General features: G+C 70.8%; 17 protein-coding genes and 1 other RNA gene. 10 read left to right on the top strand and 8 right to left on the bottom strand.

Translation table 11 applies throughout. The annotated features are described in order from the left end of the window. Window positions 1-964 (top strand): HNH endonuclease signature motif containing protein (locus tag DJ010_RS14945; RefSeq protein WP_146207364.1); only part of this gene is annotated, 964 nt, incomplete at its 5' end. 11 nt (window positions 965-975) lie between these two features. On the opposite strand, the gene DJ010_RS14940 is transcribed toward DJ010_RS14945, so the two are convergent. Next, window positions 976-1,212: a hypothetical protein gene (locus DJ010_RS14940; protein WP_109695182.1), complete on the bottom strand. Its 237-nt coding sequence runs from the start codon at window positions 1,210-1,212 to the stop codon at window positions 976-978. 37 nt (window positions 1,213-1,249) lie between these two features. Then, window positions 1,250-1,813 (bottom strand): dienelactone hydrolase family protein, encoded by a 564-nt coding sequence (locus DJ010_RS14935; RefSeq protein ID WP_109695115.1) that lies wholly within the window; start codon window positions 1,811-1,813, stop codon window positions 1,250-1,252. A gap of 110 nt (window positions 1,814-1,923) precedes the next feature. Between DJ010_RS14935 and DJ010_RS14930 the strand changes: the two genes are divergently transcribed. After that, window positions 1,924-2,799 (top strand): AraC family transcriptional regulator, encoded by an 876-nt coding sequence (locus DJ010_RS14930; protein ID WP_109695113.1) that lies wholly within the window; start codon window positions 1,924-1,926, stop codon window positions 2,797-2,799. Between the two features lie 91 nt (window positions 2,800-2,890). Here DJ010_RS14930 and ssrA read toward each other — a convergent pair. The 5 genes from ssrA to ftsE all read right to left on the bottom strand — a co-directional run bounded on the left by ssrA (window position 2,891) and on the right by ftsE (window position 6,946). Then, window positions 2,891-3,257: a transfer-messenger RNA gene (ssrA, locus tag DJ010_RS14925) on the bottom strand. A gap of 65 nt (window positions 3,258-3,322) precedes the next feature. Beyond that, window positions 3,323-3,826 carry an SsrA-binding protein SmpB gene (gene smpB, locus DJ010_RS14920; RefSeq protein ID WP_109695111.1) on the bottom strand — a complete coding sequence of 168 codons (504 nt, stop codon included), beginning with the start codon at window positions 3,824-3,826 and terminating at the stop codon, window positions 3,323-3,325. Window positions 3,827-3,949: 123 nt separating this feature from the next. Next, window positions 3,950-5,194, bottom strand: coding sequence for a peptidoglycan DD-metalloendopeptidase family protein (locus DJ010_RS14915; RefSeq protein WP_109695109.1), 1,245 nt, complete (start codon window positions 5,192-5,194; stop codon window positions 3,950-3,952). Window positions 5,195-5,250: 56 nt separating this feature from the next. Further along, window positions 5,251-6,189: a permease-like cell division protein FtsX gene (gene ftsX, locus DJ010_RS14910; RefSeq protein ID WP_109695107.1), complete on the bottom strand. Its 939-nt coding sequence runs from the start codon at window positions 6,187-6,189 to the stop codon at window positions 5,251-5,253. 55 nt (window positions 6,190-6,244) lie between these two features. After that, the gene (ftsE, locus tag DJ010_RS14905; RefSeq protein ID WP_109695104.1) at window positions 6,245-6,946 is read right to left on the bottom strand and encodes a cell division ATP-binding protein FtsE; all 702 of its coding nucleotides are present in this window, start codon (window positions 6,944-6,946) and stop codon (window positions 6,245-6,247) included. Window positions 6,947-7,006: 60 nt separating this feature from the next. On the opposite strand from ftsE, the gene DJ010_RS14900 reads away from it, so the two are divergent. Beyond that, window positions 7,007-7,651, top strand: a complete 645-nt coding sequence (locus DJ010_RS14900; RefSeq protein ID WP_109695103.1) for a hypothetical protein — start codon at window positions 7,007-7,009, stop codon at window positions 7,649-7,651. 171 nt (window positions 7,652-7,822) lie between these two features. Here DJ010_RS14900 and DJ010_RS14895 read toward each other — a convergent pair whose 3' ends face one another. Continuing rightward, on the bottom strand, window positions 7,823-8,386 hold the full coding sequence (locus DJ010_RS14895) for a TetR/AcrR family transcriptional regulator (RefSeq protein WP_211318808.1): 564 nt from the start codon (window positions 8,384-8,386) through the stop codon (window positions 7,823-7,825). A 40-nt stretch (window positions 8,387-8,426) separates the two neighbouring features. Between DJ010_RS14895 and DJ010_RS14890 the strand changes: the two genes are divergently transcribed. From DJ010_RS14890 to DJ010_RS14860, 7 genes are all read left to right on the top strand, one after another. Then, window positions 8,427-9,689, top strand: a complete 1,263-nt coding sequence (locus tag DJ010_RS14890; protein ID WP_109695099.1) for an acyl-CoA dehydrogenase family protein — start codon at window positions 8,427-8,429, stop codon at window positions 9,687-9,689. After that, a complete protein-coding gene (locus DJ010_RS14885) occupies window positions 9,686-10,504 on the top strand; it encodes an SDR family NAD(P)-dependent oxidoreductase (RefSeq protein ID WP_109695097.1) in 819 nt (272 codons plus the stop codon). Before DJ010_RS14890 ends, DJ010_RS14885 begins: the two co-directional genes overlap by 4 nt. Beyond that, entirely contained in the window at window positions 10,501-11,256 is a 756-nt protein-coding gene (locus DJ010_RS14880; protein ID WP_109695095.1) for an SDR family oxidoreductase, read from the top strand. The genes DJ010_RS14885 and DJ010_RS14880 overlap by 4 nt, the downstream gene beginning before the upstream one ends. Next, complete coding sequence (locus tag DJ010_RS14875) at window positions 11,253-12,338, top strand: phosphotransferase family protein (protein WP_109695093.1); 1,086 nt, start codon at window positions 11,253-11,255, stop codon at window positions 12,336-12,338. Before DJ010_RS14880 ends, DJ010_RS14875 begins: the two co-directional genes overlap by 4 nt. After that, window positions 12,335-13,039 carry a histidine phosphatase family protein gene (locus tag DJ010_RS14870; RefSeq protein WP_109695091.1) on the top strand — a complete coding sequence of 235 codons (705 nt, stop codon included), beginning with the start codon at window positions 12,335-12,337 and terminating at the stop codon, window positions 13,037-13,039. Before DJ010_RS14875 ends, DJ010_RS14870 begins: the two co-directional genes overlap by 4 nt. A 66-nt stretch (window positions 13,040-13,105) precedes the next feature. Then, a complete protein-coding gene (locus DJ010_RS14865; RefSeq protein ID WP_109695088.1) occupies window positions 13,106-13,294 on the top strand; it encodes a hypothetical protein in 189 nt (62 codons plus the stop codon). A 176-nt stretch (window positions 13,295-13,470) separates the two neighbouring features. Further along, a complete protein-coding gene (locus tag DJ010_RS14860; protein WP_109695087.1) occupies window positions 13,471-17,349 on the top strand; it encodes an Ig-like domain-containing protein in 3,879 nt (1,292 codons plus the stop codon). Window position 17,350: the final 1 nt, after the last annotated feature.

Here is a 17,350-nt window from a genome sequence, read left to right as displayed (position 1 = left end):
CTACGACGCCACCGACCTCGACCACGCCTTCCCCACCGTGGTCCGCGAGCTCGACCCCGACGGCACCCTGCTGGCAGCCGACCTGGACAAGGACCGTGCCGAACGCGGCGCCCACCACGCCCGGTTCCTCTCCTTCACCCCCGACACATTGGGTGGGGTGCGGATCAAGGGCTACGCCACCATCGAGGAAACAGAGCTCGTGAAGTCAGTGCTCATGCCCCTCTCGGCACCCGTGGTCACCGAACCCGGCGCCTGCGGCGGTGGACCCCGCCGCCCCGGGCAGGGCTTCGAGCTCGACGAGAACGGCCACCTCCTCGGGAAACGCTGCCCCGACCCCGAATGCGCGCACACCGGTGCCGACCCCAGGGAGCACGGCACTCGGATGTGGGACGCCCTCTTCGAGGCCTGCCGCAGGCTTCAGCACAGCGACAAGGTCCCCCACGCCCACAGCACCACCGCCCGGATCACCGTCACCATCGGACTGGACAAGCTCATCGCACAGACCGACGGGCACCTGGCCGACGGCGGCATCCTCCCCACCGGCGATCGCTTGTCGGCCGCTGCCGTGCGCCGGCTCGCCTGCGATGCCGAGATCATCCCCGCGATCCTCGGCGCCGAAGGTCAGGTCCTCGACGTCGGTCGCACCCAACGCCTGGTCACCACCGGCATCTGGAACGCCCTGGTCCTGCGCGACCACCACTGCGCCTTCCCCGGCTGCACCCGGCTCCCCCTCGCCTGCGACGCCCACCACATCACCCACTGGGCCGACGGCGGCACCACCAGCCTGGACAACCTCATCCTGCTCTGCAGGAAGCACCACACCCTCACCCACCGAACACCCTGGCAAGTGCGGATCAACCCCCACACCCGCCGACCCGAATGGACCCCACCCCCACCCGTCGACCTCCGCGGCCGCTTCAGCCACTACATCCCCCCACGACCACGACCACCCCTGGTCGCCTGACGGGGAACGCGCTACTCGTCCGTGGCGAGCCGCTCGACCGAGCCGACGCGGAGCACCTTGACCTCCAGCTCGTCGATGACGAGCGTCTTGATCTGCCCTTCGCCGAGCGCGAGCTTCCCGATCGCGACGGCACCCACGGCGACCGCACCGATCGCGAGCGCGCCGACGGCCAACGCACCGACCGCGCCGGCGCCGTACGCCGCTGCACCCATCGCCAGGCTGCCCTTGAGCTTGGGCACCAGATCCATGACCGGCTCCATGCGCCGATCTTCGCAGACGCGCGAGCTACAGGTCGGCCAGGAAGGCGAGGACGCGCTCGGTGGCGAGACGGGCGGCGTCCTCGTCGTGGTCGGCGTGACCGGGCTCGAGGAAGAGGTGGCCGGAGCCGGGATAGACGAAGACCTCGGCGCCGGGGATGTCGGCGAGGTACTCCTCCTCCGCCTCCGGCTCGCGCCACTCGTCACCCTCGGTGGTGTGCGCCTGCGTCGGCACGCCGTCGGGCCACGTCGCGTCCCACCACGACGGCGCGATCGCGCCGTACAGGCAGAACGCGCCCTTCGCGCCCGGCCGCTGGAGCACCTGCTCGGCAGCGATGCCGGTGCCCATCGACATGCCGCCGTAGACCAGGTCGGTCCCGAGAGGATCCACGACCTCGGCCACCTTGCCCGAGAGCACCCCCTCCTCCAGGCCCTGGGCGTAGGCGACGCCGTCGCGCACGTCGTCGAACGTCCGGCCGTCGAAGAGGTCGGGCGCGTGCACGGTGTGCCCCGCGTCCCGCAACGTCTGGGCGAAGCCCAGCACTCCGTCGGTCAACCCGCCTGCGTGGTGGAACAGCACGATTTCAGCCATTGCCCGAAGGTAGGACCGAGCACCGACACCGCGCGTGATCGCTTCGGTACGGAACTGTCGGGCGCGACGTGCCCGGGGGCGAGCACATTGTGGAGCGGAAGGAGGGACCCATGATCGCCGTGCTCAACCTTGTCGTGGACGACGTCGAGGCCCTGCTCGCCGCCGAGCCGTCGTCCGCGGTGGACGTCACGGACGTCGCGGCGCGCGCCGGGACGACCGAGCACCACCTGCGGCGGATGTTCGCATCGCTGGCGGGCATGCCGCTCTCGGAGTACGTACGACGGCGCCGGATGTCGCTCGCCGCCGCGGACCTCGTGGGGAGCGACCACGACCTGCTCACGATCGCCGTCCGGTACGGCTACGGCTCGACCGAGGCCTTCGGTCGCGCGTTCCGCGCCGTCCACGGCGCCGGCCCGAGCGACGTACGGCGCGACGGGGGTCCCCTACGCACACAACCGCGGATCAGGTTCCACCTGACCGTCGAAGGGAGCGTCCCCATGGACACCCGCATCACCACGTTGCCCGCCGTCCGGCTCGTCGGCCACGCAGCCCGGGTCCCGCTGATCCACAGCGGCGAGAACCCTCACATCGCGGCCCACGTCGCCGGCGTCGCGCCGGAGCAGACCGCGCGGCTCAAGGAGCTCAACGACACCGAGCCGTCCGGCGTGCTCGCGGTCAGCGACGACCTCGACCCGGACCGGGCAGAGGGCACCGAGCTGACCTACCTGCACGGCGTCGCCACCACGGCGGCCCCGCCCGACGGTCTTGACGTCATCGAGGTCCCGGCCGGCATCTGGGCCGTCTTCCGGACCGACGGTCCGCATCCCGCTGCACTGCAGGAGGCCTGGGCCGCGACCGCGACCGCCTGGTTCCCCTCCCAGCCCTGGCGGCTCCGTCCCGGACCGGAGATCGTCGCCATGCTGGCCTACGACCCGGACGCGGACACGGCCACTTGCGAGCTGTGGCTCCCGGTGGAACCCGCCTAGCGTGCAAAGGGGAGCGAAGCCTCCGGCGCCGCTCAAAAGCCGACGCGGCGACGTGGCCTTCCGAAGAAGGCACACGTCGCCGCGATCGCGTGCGTGGAGCTGCGGGGAATCGAACCCCGGTCCTCGAGCGCCGAACCAGGTCTTCTCCGGGTGCAGTCAGTGCTGCCGTTTTATCGGCCCCGGCGCTCGCACTGACACGTCGCCGACAGGCCTAGCCAGGATGAAAGTCCCGATCGACCCTCCTGACGGAGTCGATCAGCAAGTCTCCTAGTCGACGCCAGGATCAGGGACGGAGACGGATGCCCTGTCTGACGCTTCGGTCACCGCTCAGGCGGCGAGAGCGAAGGACTGCTTGTTGTCGGCAGTTATGTGTTTCCAGCGATCGTTTACGAGATGACGCTGGCTCCTCGACCCGCTTCCCCTGGAACTAACGTCCCAAGTCGAAACCGATCAGCCCCTCTTGAGTTGTGGGTCCATCCTACGTACCCAACCGACGGAAAGCCCATCGGATTCCCGTCAGCCGCTACTCGATGCCCTTGAGCCGCCGGCCGAGCACGGCCTGCTTCTCGCGGTCGAACTCGCGCTCGGAGATCGACTGGCGCTTGTCCCACGACTTCTTGCCCTTGGCGAGGCCGATCTCGACCTTCGCCCGGCCCTTGACGAAGTAGAGGGACAGCGGGATGACGGTGTGGCCCTTCTCGCTGACCTTGCGCTCGATCTTCTCGATCTCGGCCTTGTGCAGCAACAGCTTGCGCTTGCGCTTCGCGGCGTGGTTGGTCCAGGAGCCCTGGGAGTACTCGGGGATGTTCACCCCGTGCAGCCAGGCCTCGCCGCCGTCGATGTCGACGAAGCCGTCGACGAGGGTCGCGCGACCGAGCCGCAGCGACTTCACCTCGGTGCCCTGCAGGACCAGGCCGGCCTCGAAGGTGTCCTCGACGTGGTAGTCGTGACGCGCCCTCTTGTTGGACGCGACGATCTTGCGTCCCTCCGCGGCGTCCTTCTTCGGCGCCTTCCCCTGCTTGGCCATCCCACCATTCTCCCAAAGGCCCACAAGCGGGTTTCAGGCGTCTCGATAAGGCCTCGCCTGGCGGCTCGGCCTACTCGACGACCGACGGTGCGCCGGCGCCACGGCCTGCTCGACGATCGAGAGCTACAGGTAGGTCATCGGGTCCACGGGGGTGCCGTTGCGCAGCACGGTGAAGTGCAGGTGGCATCCGGTGGACCAGCCCGTCGTGCCGACGTACCCGACGACGTCGCCGCGGCCGACGTGCGCGCCCTCGGACACGTTGTAGCTGGACAGGTGGTTGTAGACCAGCGTCAGGTTGGCGCCGTTGACGTTGCCGACCGACAGGTAGAGGCGGTTGCCGTAGACCTGGTCGTAGTAGGTGTTGATGACGGTGCCGGACCGCCCCGCCCACAAGGACGAGCCGCAGCCGGCCCCGAAGTCGGTGCCGTCGTGAAGGCCCCAGTAGCCGTAGATCGGGTGCCGGCGGTAGCCGAACGGGGAGGTCACCGGGCCGGAGACCGGGGTGTGGAGCAGGCCGTCGGTGTCACCGGAGTACGACGGACCGTTGTTGCTCTGCTGGGCGAGCCGGAGGATCTCGCGCTTGATCCGGGCTTCGCGCGACTTCAGCCGCTCGAGCGCGGCCCGGTCGCGCTGGCGCGCCTTGACCGCGGCGTGCCGTGCCGACCGCGAGCGGTCGACCCAGCGGGACACCTCGGCCCGGGTGTCGCGGGCCTCGGCGAAGAGACCGCGGATCTGGACCAGGTTGCGCTCGGCGGCCCGCTCCTTGTCCGCGACCTCGTTGCGGGCCTCGCGGACCTCGTCCTTCCACTCCTCGAGCGCGGCCTCGGCGGACTCGAACTCGGCCAGCGCCTGGTCCTCACGACCGAGGATCATCGAGCCCGCGGTCTGGGCGACCAGGAGCTCCTGGATGGAGCCCGAAGAGGTGACGGCGTCCATCACCGCGAGGTCGGGGTTGCCCTGCGTCTCCATGCCGAGCACCGTGCTGCGCAGCAGGCCGCGCTGCTCGGCGACGTCCGCACGGGCGGCCGCGAGCTCGGCCGAGACCCGTTCGAACCGCGCCTGCGCGCGCTCGAGGGCCCGGGCCAGGCGCAGCCGCTCCGCGCGGGCGTCCTGGAGGTCGGCACGGACGCGCTGGAGCCGCTCCCGTGCACCGTCGAGTCGCGCCCTCGCCTCCTCGAGACGCCGCGACGTCCGCGCGACCGCCTTGCTCGAGTGCTCGAGGTCGTCGTGGGCATGGCTGATCTGGTCCTCGACCTGCTCCTGCTGGTCGCGGAGGTCGTCCTCGTCGTCGGCGAAGGCCTGGGGGACGGCGAGGGAGGCGATCGCGACGGCAGCAGCCATCGCAGCGGCGCCGGGGAAGGAGCGCACAGGCAGGGCCAATCTTTGTCCGGGGAAGTGAACCGCTCGACCGTAACCGCGCGAGATCAGACTTTGATGTATTTGCGGGTCAGCAGGAGTGTCGGGATCAGCGTCAGGGCCGGGCCGAGGATCACGATGCCCGGTGGCACCAGGCCGATCAGCGACTCGACGTACTCGTCCCAGCCGATCCACGGCACGAACTCGATGACGTCCGCGAGCCCGTCCATGATCGCGAACTTCGTGAACGCGGCGAGCGCACCCGCCGTGAGCGCGACACCGATCGCGGCCGTCACCAGCGACTCCAGCAGGAACGGGAACGCGATGTAGAGCGTGGAGGCACCCACCAGCCGCATGATGCCGATCTCGCGCCGACGCGCCATCGCGGCCAGCCGGATCGTGTTGGCGACGAGCAGCAACGACGCGAGCAGCAGCAGCCCGGAACCGATCCAGGAGCCGTACTTCAGCGCGTCGATGATGCCGAAGACCGGTTCGAGGTCGTCGCGCTGGTCCTTGATGGCCGACACGCCTTCGAGCCCGGTGACCGCGCTCTTGACGCCCTCGGCCTCCTTCGGGTCCTTGAGCGTGATCCAGTACTGCGCCGGCCAGTCCTCCTCGGTGATGATCGGGTCCGGCCCGTCGAAGTACGGCTCGTACTGCGGGATGTCCTGCGCCTCCTCGAAGCCCTCGGCCTGGGTCTGGTACTCGAAGCTCTCGACCTCGGGGCTGTCCTCGAGCGCGCGCTCGATCTCCTTGCGCTGCGGATCGGTCGCGGCCCCGCTCGCGCAGTTGCCGTCGGGGGCGGGGTCGTCGACCACGCAGAGGTTGACGAGGATCTGGAGCTCGTTGCCCAGCGCCTCGGCCGTCTTGTCGGCCTGCCGTTGCAGCAGCATCCCGCAGCCCGCGAGGGTCAGGGAGACGAAGAGGGTGAGGATGACCGCGACGTGCATCGAGAGGTTGCGACGCAGGCCGGAGCGGAGCTCGGTGAAGACGTAGCGCAGCTGCATGTGGGGTGGGATCTCCTGGTGCTCAGGGGGTCAGGTACGGCGAGCGGCCGCTCGGCTACGGCGCCTCGTCGTGCTGGAAGCCGTAGCTGCCGGCGGCCTCGTCGCGCACGACCCGGCCGTGCTCGAGCTCGACCACGCGCTTGCGGAACTGGTCGACGAGGCCGTGGTCGTGGGTCGCCATCACCACGGTCGTGCCCCGCTGGTTGATGTCCTCGAGCAGGTTCATGATCCCGACCGACGTCTGCGGGTCGAGGTTGCCGGTCGGCTCGTCGGCGATGATGATCATCGGCCGGTTGACGAAGGCTCGTGCGATCGCGACCCGCTGCTGCTCACCGCCGGAGAGCTCGTCGGGCATCCGCTGCGCCTTGTCCTTGAGGCCGACGACCTCGAGCGTCTCGGGCACCACGCGGTTGATCTCGCGGCGCGACTTCCCGATCACCTGCAGCGCGAAGGCAACGTTCTCGGCAACGTTCTTGTTCGGCAGCAGCCGGAAGTCCTGGAACACCGTGCCGACCTGGCGGCGCAGCCGGGGCACCTTCCAGCCGGCCATCCGGTTGATCTCCTTGCCGGCCACGTAGACCCGGCCGGTGGTCGGGCGCAGCTCGCGCAGCACCAGCCGCAGCGCGGTGGACTTGCCGGAGCCGGACTGGCCGACCAGGTAGACGAACTCCCCCTTGTCGATGTCGACCGTCACTTGGTCGAGGGCGGGCTTGCCGGGACCGGGGTAGTTCTTGGTGACCTTTTCGAAGCGAATCACTGAAGGCACGGTACGCCAGCGCGGAAACGAGGCGTCGGACGCCCCGACTATCGTGTCGGGGTGCCGGGTCCGCTGCGATGGTTGCTGTTCGCCGTCGTGCTGACCGCGCTGCCGGTCACCGCGGGCGTCCTCGTCCTGGGTGAGGGCGAGCCGGACACCGCGCCGCCCGAGACCGCTGCGCCGGCCTACTCCTCGACGCCGCTCGGCGATCTCGACACCGCGACGGTCGCGCTGGCGCGGGCACCGTTCTGCGACCGCATCCCCGAGGAGGCCGTCGCCGAGGCGCTCGACGGCAAGGTCGGCCCGACGGCGTCGTACGACGCGGGCCAGGCGGCCGAGCTCGCCCCGGGGATCAAGGACGTCGCCCACGAGCACGGCTGCCGCATCGCTGGCCCCGGCGGCACCGAGGTCCGCGCCTGGGTGTTCGTGCCGCCGGTGACGCGCGACCGCGCCACCGACCTGGTCACCGAGGCAGCGGGCCGGGAGGGCTGCTCGCGGGCCACCGCACCGGCGTACGGCGACCCGAGCGTCGCCCTCCTCTGCCCGTCCGGGAAGCGCACCTGGGTGTCCTTCCGCGGACTGTTCGGCGATGCGTGGCTGGCCTGCAGCCTGTCCGCGCCCAGCCGGCTCGCCGAGCAGGAGCTGCTGGACCGGACCGGCCGCTGGTGCGTGGCGGTCGCTCAGGCAGCCTCGGTCGTCGAGTAGCCCCGGTCGTCGAGTAGCCCCGGTCCTCGAGTAGCCCCGGTCGTCGAGCAGCCCCGGTCGTCGAGCAGCCCCGGTCGTCGAGTAGCCCCGGTCGTCGAGTAGCCGTCCGCGAAGCCTCGGTCGTCGAGTAGCCGTTCGCGAGGGACGAGCGAACGGCGTATCGAGACGCCGTCAGACGGACAGCAACGTCCGCAGGGCCGAGCAGCAGTGCGCGACCTCGACGTCGAGCGCCCGTCGCTCCTCGACAGCGCTGCCCGACCACAGCAGCGCGCGGTCCTCGACGTAGGCGATCCAGCCGTGCACGACGGCGACGGCCGCACCCTCCAGACCGAGGGCCTCGACGACCCGGCGGGCCACGGTCATCCGGTGCGTCTCGACGCCCTCTCCCCCGAGCCGGATCGAGCCGCTGCCGAAGACCAGGGCGACGTAGAAGTCGCGGCGCCGCTCGATCTGCGCGTAGAAGCGCTCGACGAACTGGCGGAGCGCGGTCTCCGGGTCGGCGTCGGCGTCGGGCGCGATGTTGCGGGTCACCCGCCGCAGCGCCGCGCCGACCACCGCGTCGTAGTAGTCGGTCTTGGTCGGGAAGTAGTGGAAGAGCAGCCCGCGGGAGATCCCGGCCTCGGCCGCCACGGCGTCGAGCGAGAGGTCCTGGATCGGCTTCTCCACCAGCATGCGCAGCCCGATGCCGAGCAGCTGGCGGCGCCGCTCGTCCTGGGTGAGCCGGGTCCTGGACACGTTATTGAGCATTGCTCAATAGTGTGCGAGGGTCAATCCCATGGACTTCGCACCCTCCCCCCGGGCCGCCGAGCTCACCGGGCTCGTCAAGGACTTCATCGAGACGGAGGTCGAGCCGGTCGAGGCCGACTACCACCGCGAGATCAAGCGCCGGCGCGAGGCCGGCCAGGGCGAGCAGTGGCAGGAGCTCCCGGTGATGGCGGAGCTCCAGGCCAAGGCCCGCGAGCGTGGGCTGTGGAACCTCTTCCTCCCCGCCGGCCACGAGGGCCCGTACGCGGAGAAGTACGGCACCCTCGGCGGCGCCGGCCTCAGCAACGTCGACTACGCGCCGCTCGCCGAGCTGATGGGCCGTTCGTTCATCGCGCCGTACGTCTTCAACTGCAACGCGCCCGACACCGGCAACATGGAGGTGCTGCTGAAGTACGGCGACCAGGCGCAGAAGGACCGCTGGCTCGACCCGCTGCTCGACGGGCGGATCCGCAGCGCCTTCCTGATGACCGAGCCGGGCGTCGCCTCCTCGGACGCGACCAACATGGAGCTGAGCGCGGTCGTCGACGGTGACGAGATCGTGCTCAACGGCCGCAAGTGGTTCTCCACCGGCGTCGGCCACCCCGACTGCGAGGTCTTCATCGTGATGGGGCTGACCGACCCCGAGGCCGACCGCCACCACCGGCACTCGATGGTCCTGGTGCCGCGCGACACGCCGGGCGTCAAGGTCGAGCGGATGCTCACCACGATGGGGTTCTTCGACGAGCCGCACGGCCACGGCGAGGTCTCGCTCACCGACGTCCGCGTGCCGATCGGGAACTTCGTCTCCGGTCCCGGCGAGGCGTTCGCGATCGCGCAGGGACGGCTCGGTCCGGGCCGCGTCCACCACTGCATGCGGCTGATCGGCCTGGCCGAGAAGGCGCTCGAGCTCGCGTGCCAGCGCGGCACCGACCGGGTCGCGTTCGGCAAGCCCCTGGTCAACCTCGGCGGCAACCGGGAGCGGATCGCGCAGGCCCGGATCGCCATCGAGTCCACCCGTCTGCTCGTCCTCAACGCCGCGTGGAAGCTGGACGTCGGCGGTCCGATGAACGCCATCAGCGAGGTCTCCCAGATCAAGGTGGCCGCACCGCGGATGGCGCTCGACATCATCGACTTCGCGATGCAGATCCACGGCGGCGGCGGGCTGACCGACGACTTCCCCCTCGCGGCGGCGTGGACCGGCGCCCGCTCGTTGCGGTTCGCCGACGGCCCCGACGAGGTGCACCTCGGGCTGGTCGCACGGCTGGAGCTGATGAAGTACGGAGCCTCCCGGTGACCGACCCGTCCGGCCGTCGGGTCCTCGTGACCGGCGGCGCGTCCGGCCTGGGTGCGGCGTTCGTGGCGGAGCTCCTCGCGCGCGGCGACCGGGTGCTCATCGCCGACGTGCAGCCGCCGGTCGACGCCGGCCTCGTCGACGGTGCCGAGCGGATCCAGCTCGACGTGACGTCCGACGACGACTGGGCGGACGCGCTGGCGTGGGTCGAGGAGGCGTGGGGCGGACTCGACGTCCTCTTCAACAACGCGGGCATCGCCGCGGGCGGACGGATCGACGTCATCGGGATCGACGAGTGGCAGCGGGTGATCGACGTCAACCTGCTCGGCGTCGTCCGCGGCTGCCGCACGTTCGTCCCGATGATGAAGGCCCAGCGCAGCGGCCACATCGTCAACACCGCGTCGCTGGCCGGCCTGGTGCACCCACCGGCCATGGCGTCGTACACCGCGACCAAGGCGGGCGTCGTCGCGCTCAGCGAGACGCTGTCCTACGAGCTCGACCCCTACGGGGTCCTGGTGACCGCGGTGTGCCCGGGCTTCGTCCGCACTCCCCTCGCCGCCTCGATCAGCGGCAGCGACACCGCGGCCAACGAGGTCGCGGCCCGGCTGATCGACAAGTCGCCCTACACCGCCGAGCAGATCGCCCGTGCGGTGATGGCCGGGATGGACGAGCAGAAGATGGTCATCGTGCCCGACGAGGCCGCCCAGCTGGCGGTGTGGGCGAAGGCCAACGACCGCGCCGCCTACGACAAGGAACAACGCAGCTTCGCGGCCCGCATCGTGGCGGTCTCGACGGACTCGACCGAGAGGAAAGCATGAGCAAGGGAACCATCCTCATCACCGGCGCCAGCTCGGGGCTGGGCGAGGAGATGGCACGCCAGTTCGCCGACCTGGGCTACGACCTCGCGCTGTGCGCCCGGCGCACCGAGCGCCTCGAGGCACTGCGGTCGGAGATCTCCGCGACCCACCCGGGCGTGACGGTCTCGGTCAAGCCGCTCGACGTCACCGACGACGACGCCGTGTTCGCGGTGTTCAAGGAGTTCGCCGCCGAGCTCGGCACGCTCGACCGGGTCATCATCAACGCCGGGCTGGGCAAGGGCGCTCCGCTCGGCACCGGCCGCTACGACGCCAACAAGCAGACCGCGATGACCAACTTCGTCGCCGCGCTCGCGCAGACCGAGGCCGCGATGGAGATCTTCCGCGCGCAGGGCAGCGGGCACCTGGTGATGATCTCGTCGGTCTCCGCGATGCGCGGGATGCGCAAGACGATCACGACGTACGCCGCCACGAAGGCCGGCGTCGCAGCGTTGGCCGAGGGTCTGCTCAACGAGAACGTGAAGGCCAAGGGCATCGACGTCTCGATCATCTACCCCGGCTACATCGCCTCGGAGATGAACGACAAGGTCAAGGACAAGGCGAAGTTCATGGTCGACACCGAGACCGGCGTGCGGTCGATGGTCGCCGCCATCGAGAAGCGCAAGGAGAAGGCGCTGGTGCCGGCCTGGCCGTGGGTGCCGCTCGGCCTCGCGCTGAAGAACCTGCCGATGCCGGTCGTCCGGAGGCTCATGTGACCGGCGCTGCCGAGTCCCCCGTCGCCGGCGCCCGCGAGGTCCGGGCGGAGGACGCGTTCGACGTCGACGCGGTCCAGGACTGGCTCCGCGGTCTGGGCGGCGCGTGGGCGGACGCCGAGATCGCCGATGTGCGGCAGTTCTCCGCCGGCGCGTCGAACCTGACGTTCCTGTTGCGACTGGCGGGCGGCCAGGACCTGATCCTGCGCCGACCCCCGAGCGGCACCAAGGCCAAGGGCGCGCACGACATGGGCCGGGAGTACCGGATCCAGGCCGCGCTCGCGCCGGTCTTCCCGTACGTCGCCCCGATGGTCGGCCACTGCGACGACGAGTCGGTCATCGGCTCGGAGTTCTACGTGATGGAACGGATCATCGGCGAGATCCCCGGCAAGGACTTCAACGTCGAGCTCGATGCCGCGCAGGGCCGCGAGCTCTGCACCAACACCTTCGACCTCCTCGTCGCGCTGCACGCCGTCGACCCCGCCGAGGCGGGCCTCGACGTGCTCGACAAGGGACCGGGCTACGTCGCCCGCCAGGTCGGCGGCTGGTCCTCGCGCTTCCGCAAGGCGGTGACACCGGACGTGCCGGACCTCGAGCAGGTCATGGGCTGGCTCGACGCCCACCAGCCCGACGACGTACGACGATGCCTGATCCACAACGACTTCCGCCTCGACAACATCGTCTACGACACCGACGAGCCGACCCGCCCGATCGGCCTGCTGGACTGGGAGATGGCCACCGTCGGCGACCCGCTGATGGACCTCGGTTGCACGATGGCCTACTGGATCCAGGCCGACGACGACGAGATGCTGCAGCTCACCCGGATGCAGCCGAGCAACGCACCCGGGATGCTGGGCCGCCGCGAGGTCGTCCGCTACTACTGCGAGCGCGCCGGTCTCGAGGTGACCGACGAGCAGTGGCTGTTCTACGAGGTGTTCGGCCTGTTCCGCCTCGCCGTCATCGCCCAGCAGATCTACTACCGCTACTTCCACGGCCAGACGACCAACCCGAAGTTTGCGCCGTTCGGCATGCTCGTCGACATGCTCGACCAGCGCTGCCGGGCGCTGATCGGCGCCGGCGCGTGAGGCTGCTCTACCTGGTGCGGCACGGCCAGGCGTCGTTCGGGAAGCGCGACTACGACGCGCTCTCCGAGCTCGGGCACGAGCAGTCGCGGGTGCTCGGCCGCGCGTTCGCGGCCCGCGGGGTGGTGCCGGACGTGGTGGTCCGGGGCGAGCTGCGGCGGCACCGCGAGACGGCGGACGGCATCGTGGAGGGGTTGGCCGAGGCGGGCGTCGACCGGGAGGTCCCGATCGAGGTCGACGCCGGCTGGGACGAGTTCGACTTCCAGCACGTCGTGGAGGTGCACAAGCCGGCCTACCGGTCGCGGGCGGTGATGATGGCCGACCTGGTGCGGAGCCGGGCGCCGAAGGAGAAGTTCCAGAAGATCTTCGAGGACGCGACCGAGCGGTGGACCGGCGGCGAGTCCGACGACGACTACCACGAGTCGTTCCCGGCGTTCTCGGCCCGCGTCCGGGCCGCCCTCCTCGCCGCCGCCGGGCGCGCGCCCGAGAAGGGCACCGCGGTCGTGGTGACGTCGGGCGGGCCGATCGGGCTGACGGTCTCGCACCTGCTCGCCGGCGACGCCTCGCTGTGGGCGCAGCTCAACAAGGTCGCGGCCAACACGGCGGTCACGAAGGTGATCAACGGCCGCAGCGGGATCAGCCTGTCGTCGTACAACGACCACAGCCACGTCGAGCACGACCGGGCTCTCATCACCTACCGGTAGGCACGCTTTTCTTTTGTCTACTTATTGACTAGAGTTACATTAGTCAGTGAGCAGAGGAGACACCCGATGAGCGTCATGAACCACGAGCGGCTCCGCCGGTGGTACGACGAGTTCCCGCCGCGCGGTGCGTGGCGTGCCGCGGGCGGCCTCATCGCGTTCGGCCTGCTCGCCCAGCGCAGCCTCGTGGGCGCGCTCGCCGTGATCGTCGCCTTCGCGGTCGCCGAGCTCGTCTTCGACGCCGCCGACCACCGCTGATCCGCCTCGCCCTCCCCGCTCCGTTCGGGGTCACTGGTCTAGGACAGTTGACCCCAAATTCTCAGATCCGGGGACACGCCGTATCCCGTCCTGCTTGACTCCGGCTGCCGCGGGCAGCCGGAGCCCGTTCACGGGGGCAGTTCCATGGGGGGAACAGACGGACGGGACGACAACGCATGCTCTCTGCGCTGCTGAACGATCGACGCAACACCAAGCTGGACATCCAGAGAAACGCCCGCGGCCGTCTCGCGCTGCTCGGCATCCTCGCCACGATCCTCGCCGGGCTCGTGGCCGTCGGGCCGGCCACACCGGCCCGGGCCGCGCAGGCGACCGGTGACGACGTCCCCGTCTGGAGCACCGGCTACTCCTGGACCTATGCGACGACGTTCCGCTACGTCGCCGACGGCACCGACGTGACGCTCAACGAGAACGTCACCTACACGGTCGCCGGCACGGAGAACTTCCAGGGTCAGTCCGCCTACAAGCTGAACATCAGCGGCACCATCACCGGTGGCAGCGGCTCCGCCGCGGTCGACGGCGTCGGCACCGCGCAGCTCGACCAGTTCGCGGGGACGGTGTCCGGCACGAAGTACGTCCGCCGCTCCGACCTCGCGCTGCTGCAGGAGAGCCAGAACCAGAGCCTCACCGGCCGGGCCCGGGTCTCGTTCCTCAGCTCGGGCATCAATGCCCAGATCAACCTGACGATGACGCCCACCTCCGGCTGGCGCGCCGTCTCGTTCCCGATCGAGGCGGGCCAGAGCTGGCACAACGGCGCCAACGTGGTCTACACCGGCGGCTTCGACTACGAGGCCGGCTCGATCGCGAGCGGCTCCTCCCCGTTCGACGGCACCTTCGTCTTCGACAACACCTCGACCGTCAGCAACGCGACGGCCAGCGTCCCCGCGGGCAACATCTCCTCGCGTCTGGTCACCTCGCACAGCGCGGACAACACCACGGTCGACGACCACTGGTACTCCCCCGCCCACCTCAACGACGCGCGCCATCTGATGCAGCTGCCCCTCGACGGCGGCTCCCTGACCATCGACCGCAGGCTCAGCTCCGCATCGACCCCGACACCCAGCCCCTCGCTGACCACAACGATCACCCCCTCGCTGTCCTGCGCCGGAGGCGACGTGACCGTGGCCGGCAAGCTCAGCTCGGGCGCTGCGAACGTCCCGCTCCAGGTGCGCCTCGACAAGTCCCCCGTCTCCCCCGGCGCCGGGCAGACGGTGAACGTCTCGACCACCACCGGCGGCAACTACACCGCGACGCTGCAGGCGCCCGCCGAGAACGACGGCCTGGGCAAGTCCGGCGCCCGCGGCAGCTGGGGCGTCCTGGTCACCGGTGGCGGCGCCACCGGCGCGGCGACGCTCGTGGTCACCGGGCAGAACTGCTCGGCCCTGACGTACGACGGCGCGACCGCGGCCGCGCAGGGATCGACCGCCACCGTGCGGGCGACCCTCACCGACCTCACCGGCGGCAACGTCGCCGGCCGGACCGTGGCCTTCAACCTCTCCGGGGGTGCCACCGTCAACGCGACGACGAACGCCGCCGGAGTCGCCGAGACGACGATCAACGTCGCCGGCCCGCCGCGCAGCGCCTCCATCACCGCGACCTTCGCCGGTGGCTCGGGCCTGGCCGCTGCCAGCGACAGCAGGCCGTTCACGGTCGGCACCATCCCGACCACGACGACGGTCCTCGCCGACCCGGCGGTCGTGACCGTCGGCTCGGGGGTCACGTTCTCCGCGACCGTCACGCCGAGCCACGGCGCGACCCCGCAGGGCACCGTCCAGTTCAGGGTCGACGACGCGGACTTCGCCGCTCCGGTCGCGCTCACCGGCGGAAGCGCGACCAGCCCGGTCCTCAACGGTCTCGCGGTCGGCAACCACACCGTGACCGCGACCTACAGCGGCTCGGCCAACAACTCCCCGAGCACGTCGACCGAGTTCACCTTCCGCGTCCGCGAGCCGCTCAAGCCCACGACCACGACGTCGTCGGTCTCTCCGGCGACCTCGGTCTACGGCCAGCCGGTGACCCTCTCGGCGAACGTGGCGACGGCGACCGGCACCCCGACCGGGGACGTCGTGTTCACCGTCGGCGGCACCGAGGTCGCCCGCGCGGCCGTGTCGGCGACCGGTGACGCCAGCACCACGGTGACCGACCTGCCGGTCGGCAGCAACGCGGTCGTGGCGACCTACGAGGGCGACGACGTCTACGACGCCAGCGCCGCCGCGCCGCGCACCGTGACGGTCAACAAGGCGGCGGTGGCGGTCACGCTCGACGCCTCCTCGACCAGCACGGTCGCCGGCGAGTCCGTCGGCTACAGCGCCTCGGTGGCCGTCGAGGCCCCCGGCGGCGGCGTGCCCGAGGGCACCGTCCAGCTCGTCGTCGACGGCACCGACGTCGGCGCCCCGGTGGCTCTCAGCAACGGCACGGCAACCTTCCCCGCGGTGACCTCGCTCGGCGCGGGCACCCACACGGTCAAGGTGACCTACGCCGGCAGCGCCCGTTACCTCGGCGGCTCCGACGAGCTCCAGCAGCAGGTGGCGCAGGCCGACACCACGACCACCGTCGTGGCGACCCCGTCCCCCTCGGTCCAGGACCAGGAGTTCGAGCTCCGCGCGTCCGTGGCCGCCGTCGCCCCCGGCGCCGGCTCGCCGACCGGCACCGTCACCTTCCTCGCCGACGGCAACCCGATCGGCTCCGCGCCGCTGACGGCCTCGGCCTCCGGTAGCACGGCGACGCTCGCCATCAGCGACCTCGCGCCGGGCTCCTACCAGGTCACCGCCCGGTACGCCGGCGACGCGGACTACCGGACCAGCGAGTCCGAGGCGATCAGCCACAGCGTGATCGAGGGGTCCGCCGTCGTCGAGACCTCGACCGAGCTCAGCTCGAGCGAGAACCCGTCGACGTACGGCTCGCTGATCACGTTCCGTGCCGAGGTCACTGCGGCCGACGGCTCCAACCCCGTCGGCAGCGTCCAGTTCTCGGTGGACGGTCAGAACGTCGGCGACCCGGTCCCGGTCGGCTCGGACGGCGTCGCGGTGAGCTCCTCGCTCGCCTCGCCGGACCCCGGCGACCACACGGTCATCGCCGCGTTCCAAGCCGATCCCGGCTACACGGGGAGCGGTGCGATCCTCACCCAGACCGTCGAGTCGGCCGGCGTCGAGGTCGACGTCACCTCCTCGGCTGCGGAGGCCGAGGTCGGCACCCCGGTGCGGTTCACCGCGACCGTCGGTTCGACCGTTCCCGGCACCGGCACCCCGACCGGATACGTCCAGTTCGCCGTGGACGGCCACCTCCGCGGTGACGCGGTCGAGCTCGTCGACGGCGCGGCCCAGAGCGAGGCGATCTCCGACCTGGCGCCCGGCGACCACGTGGTCACCGCGACGTACTCCGGCGACACCCGGTTCGCCCCGGAGGTCGGCGAGACGACGCAGCACGTGCGCCGGGTCGGCACGACCACGACGCTCCAGGCCTCGACGACGTCGGCGGAGTACGGCGCGCCGGTGACCCTCACCGCGACCGTCACCCCGGCCGAGGCCGGTCGGGGTGCTCCGACGGGGGTCGTCCGGTTCCTCGACGGCAGCACGGTCATCGCCACGGTCGCGGTCACCTCCGCTGCCGGCTCGACGGCCAAGGCGTCGGTGACGACCAGCGAGCTCTCGGCCGGCAGCCACAGCCTGCGGGCCGAGTACGTCGCCACCCCGGTCTTCTCGGGCAGCACGTCGGCTCCCGTCCCGGTGTCGATCAGCAAGCAGGCGACCACGTTGACGGCGGCGGCGGCGATCGTCCGGGCCGGCCCGCTCAACCTGCCGCTCGGCCACCTCAGGGCGACGCTCACGGGCGGCGGGCAGCCGATCCCGGGTGCCGAGGTCGAGTTCACCGTCGGCAACAAGGTGGCCTGCGTCTCCACGACGGACGCGCTGGGCGTGGCTTCGTGCAACGCGTCCAGCCTGCTCGTCCAGCTGATCCTCCACAACGGCTACACCGCCCGCTACGCGGGTGATGCCAACCATCAGGCCGCAAGCGACCGCGGCAAGATCCACAACTGAC

The organism is Nocardioides silvaticus, assembly GCF_003160695.1.
GTDB classification, from domain to species: Bacteria; Actinomycetota; Actinomycetes; order Propionibacteriales; family Nocardioidaceae; genus Nocardioides; species Nocardioides silvaticus.
The sequence above is the reverse complement of the archived record's forward strand: the minus strand, read 5'-3'. Positions and strand labels throughout refer to the sequence as shown.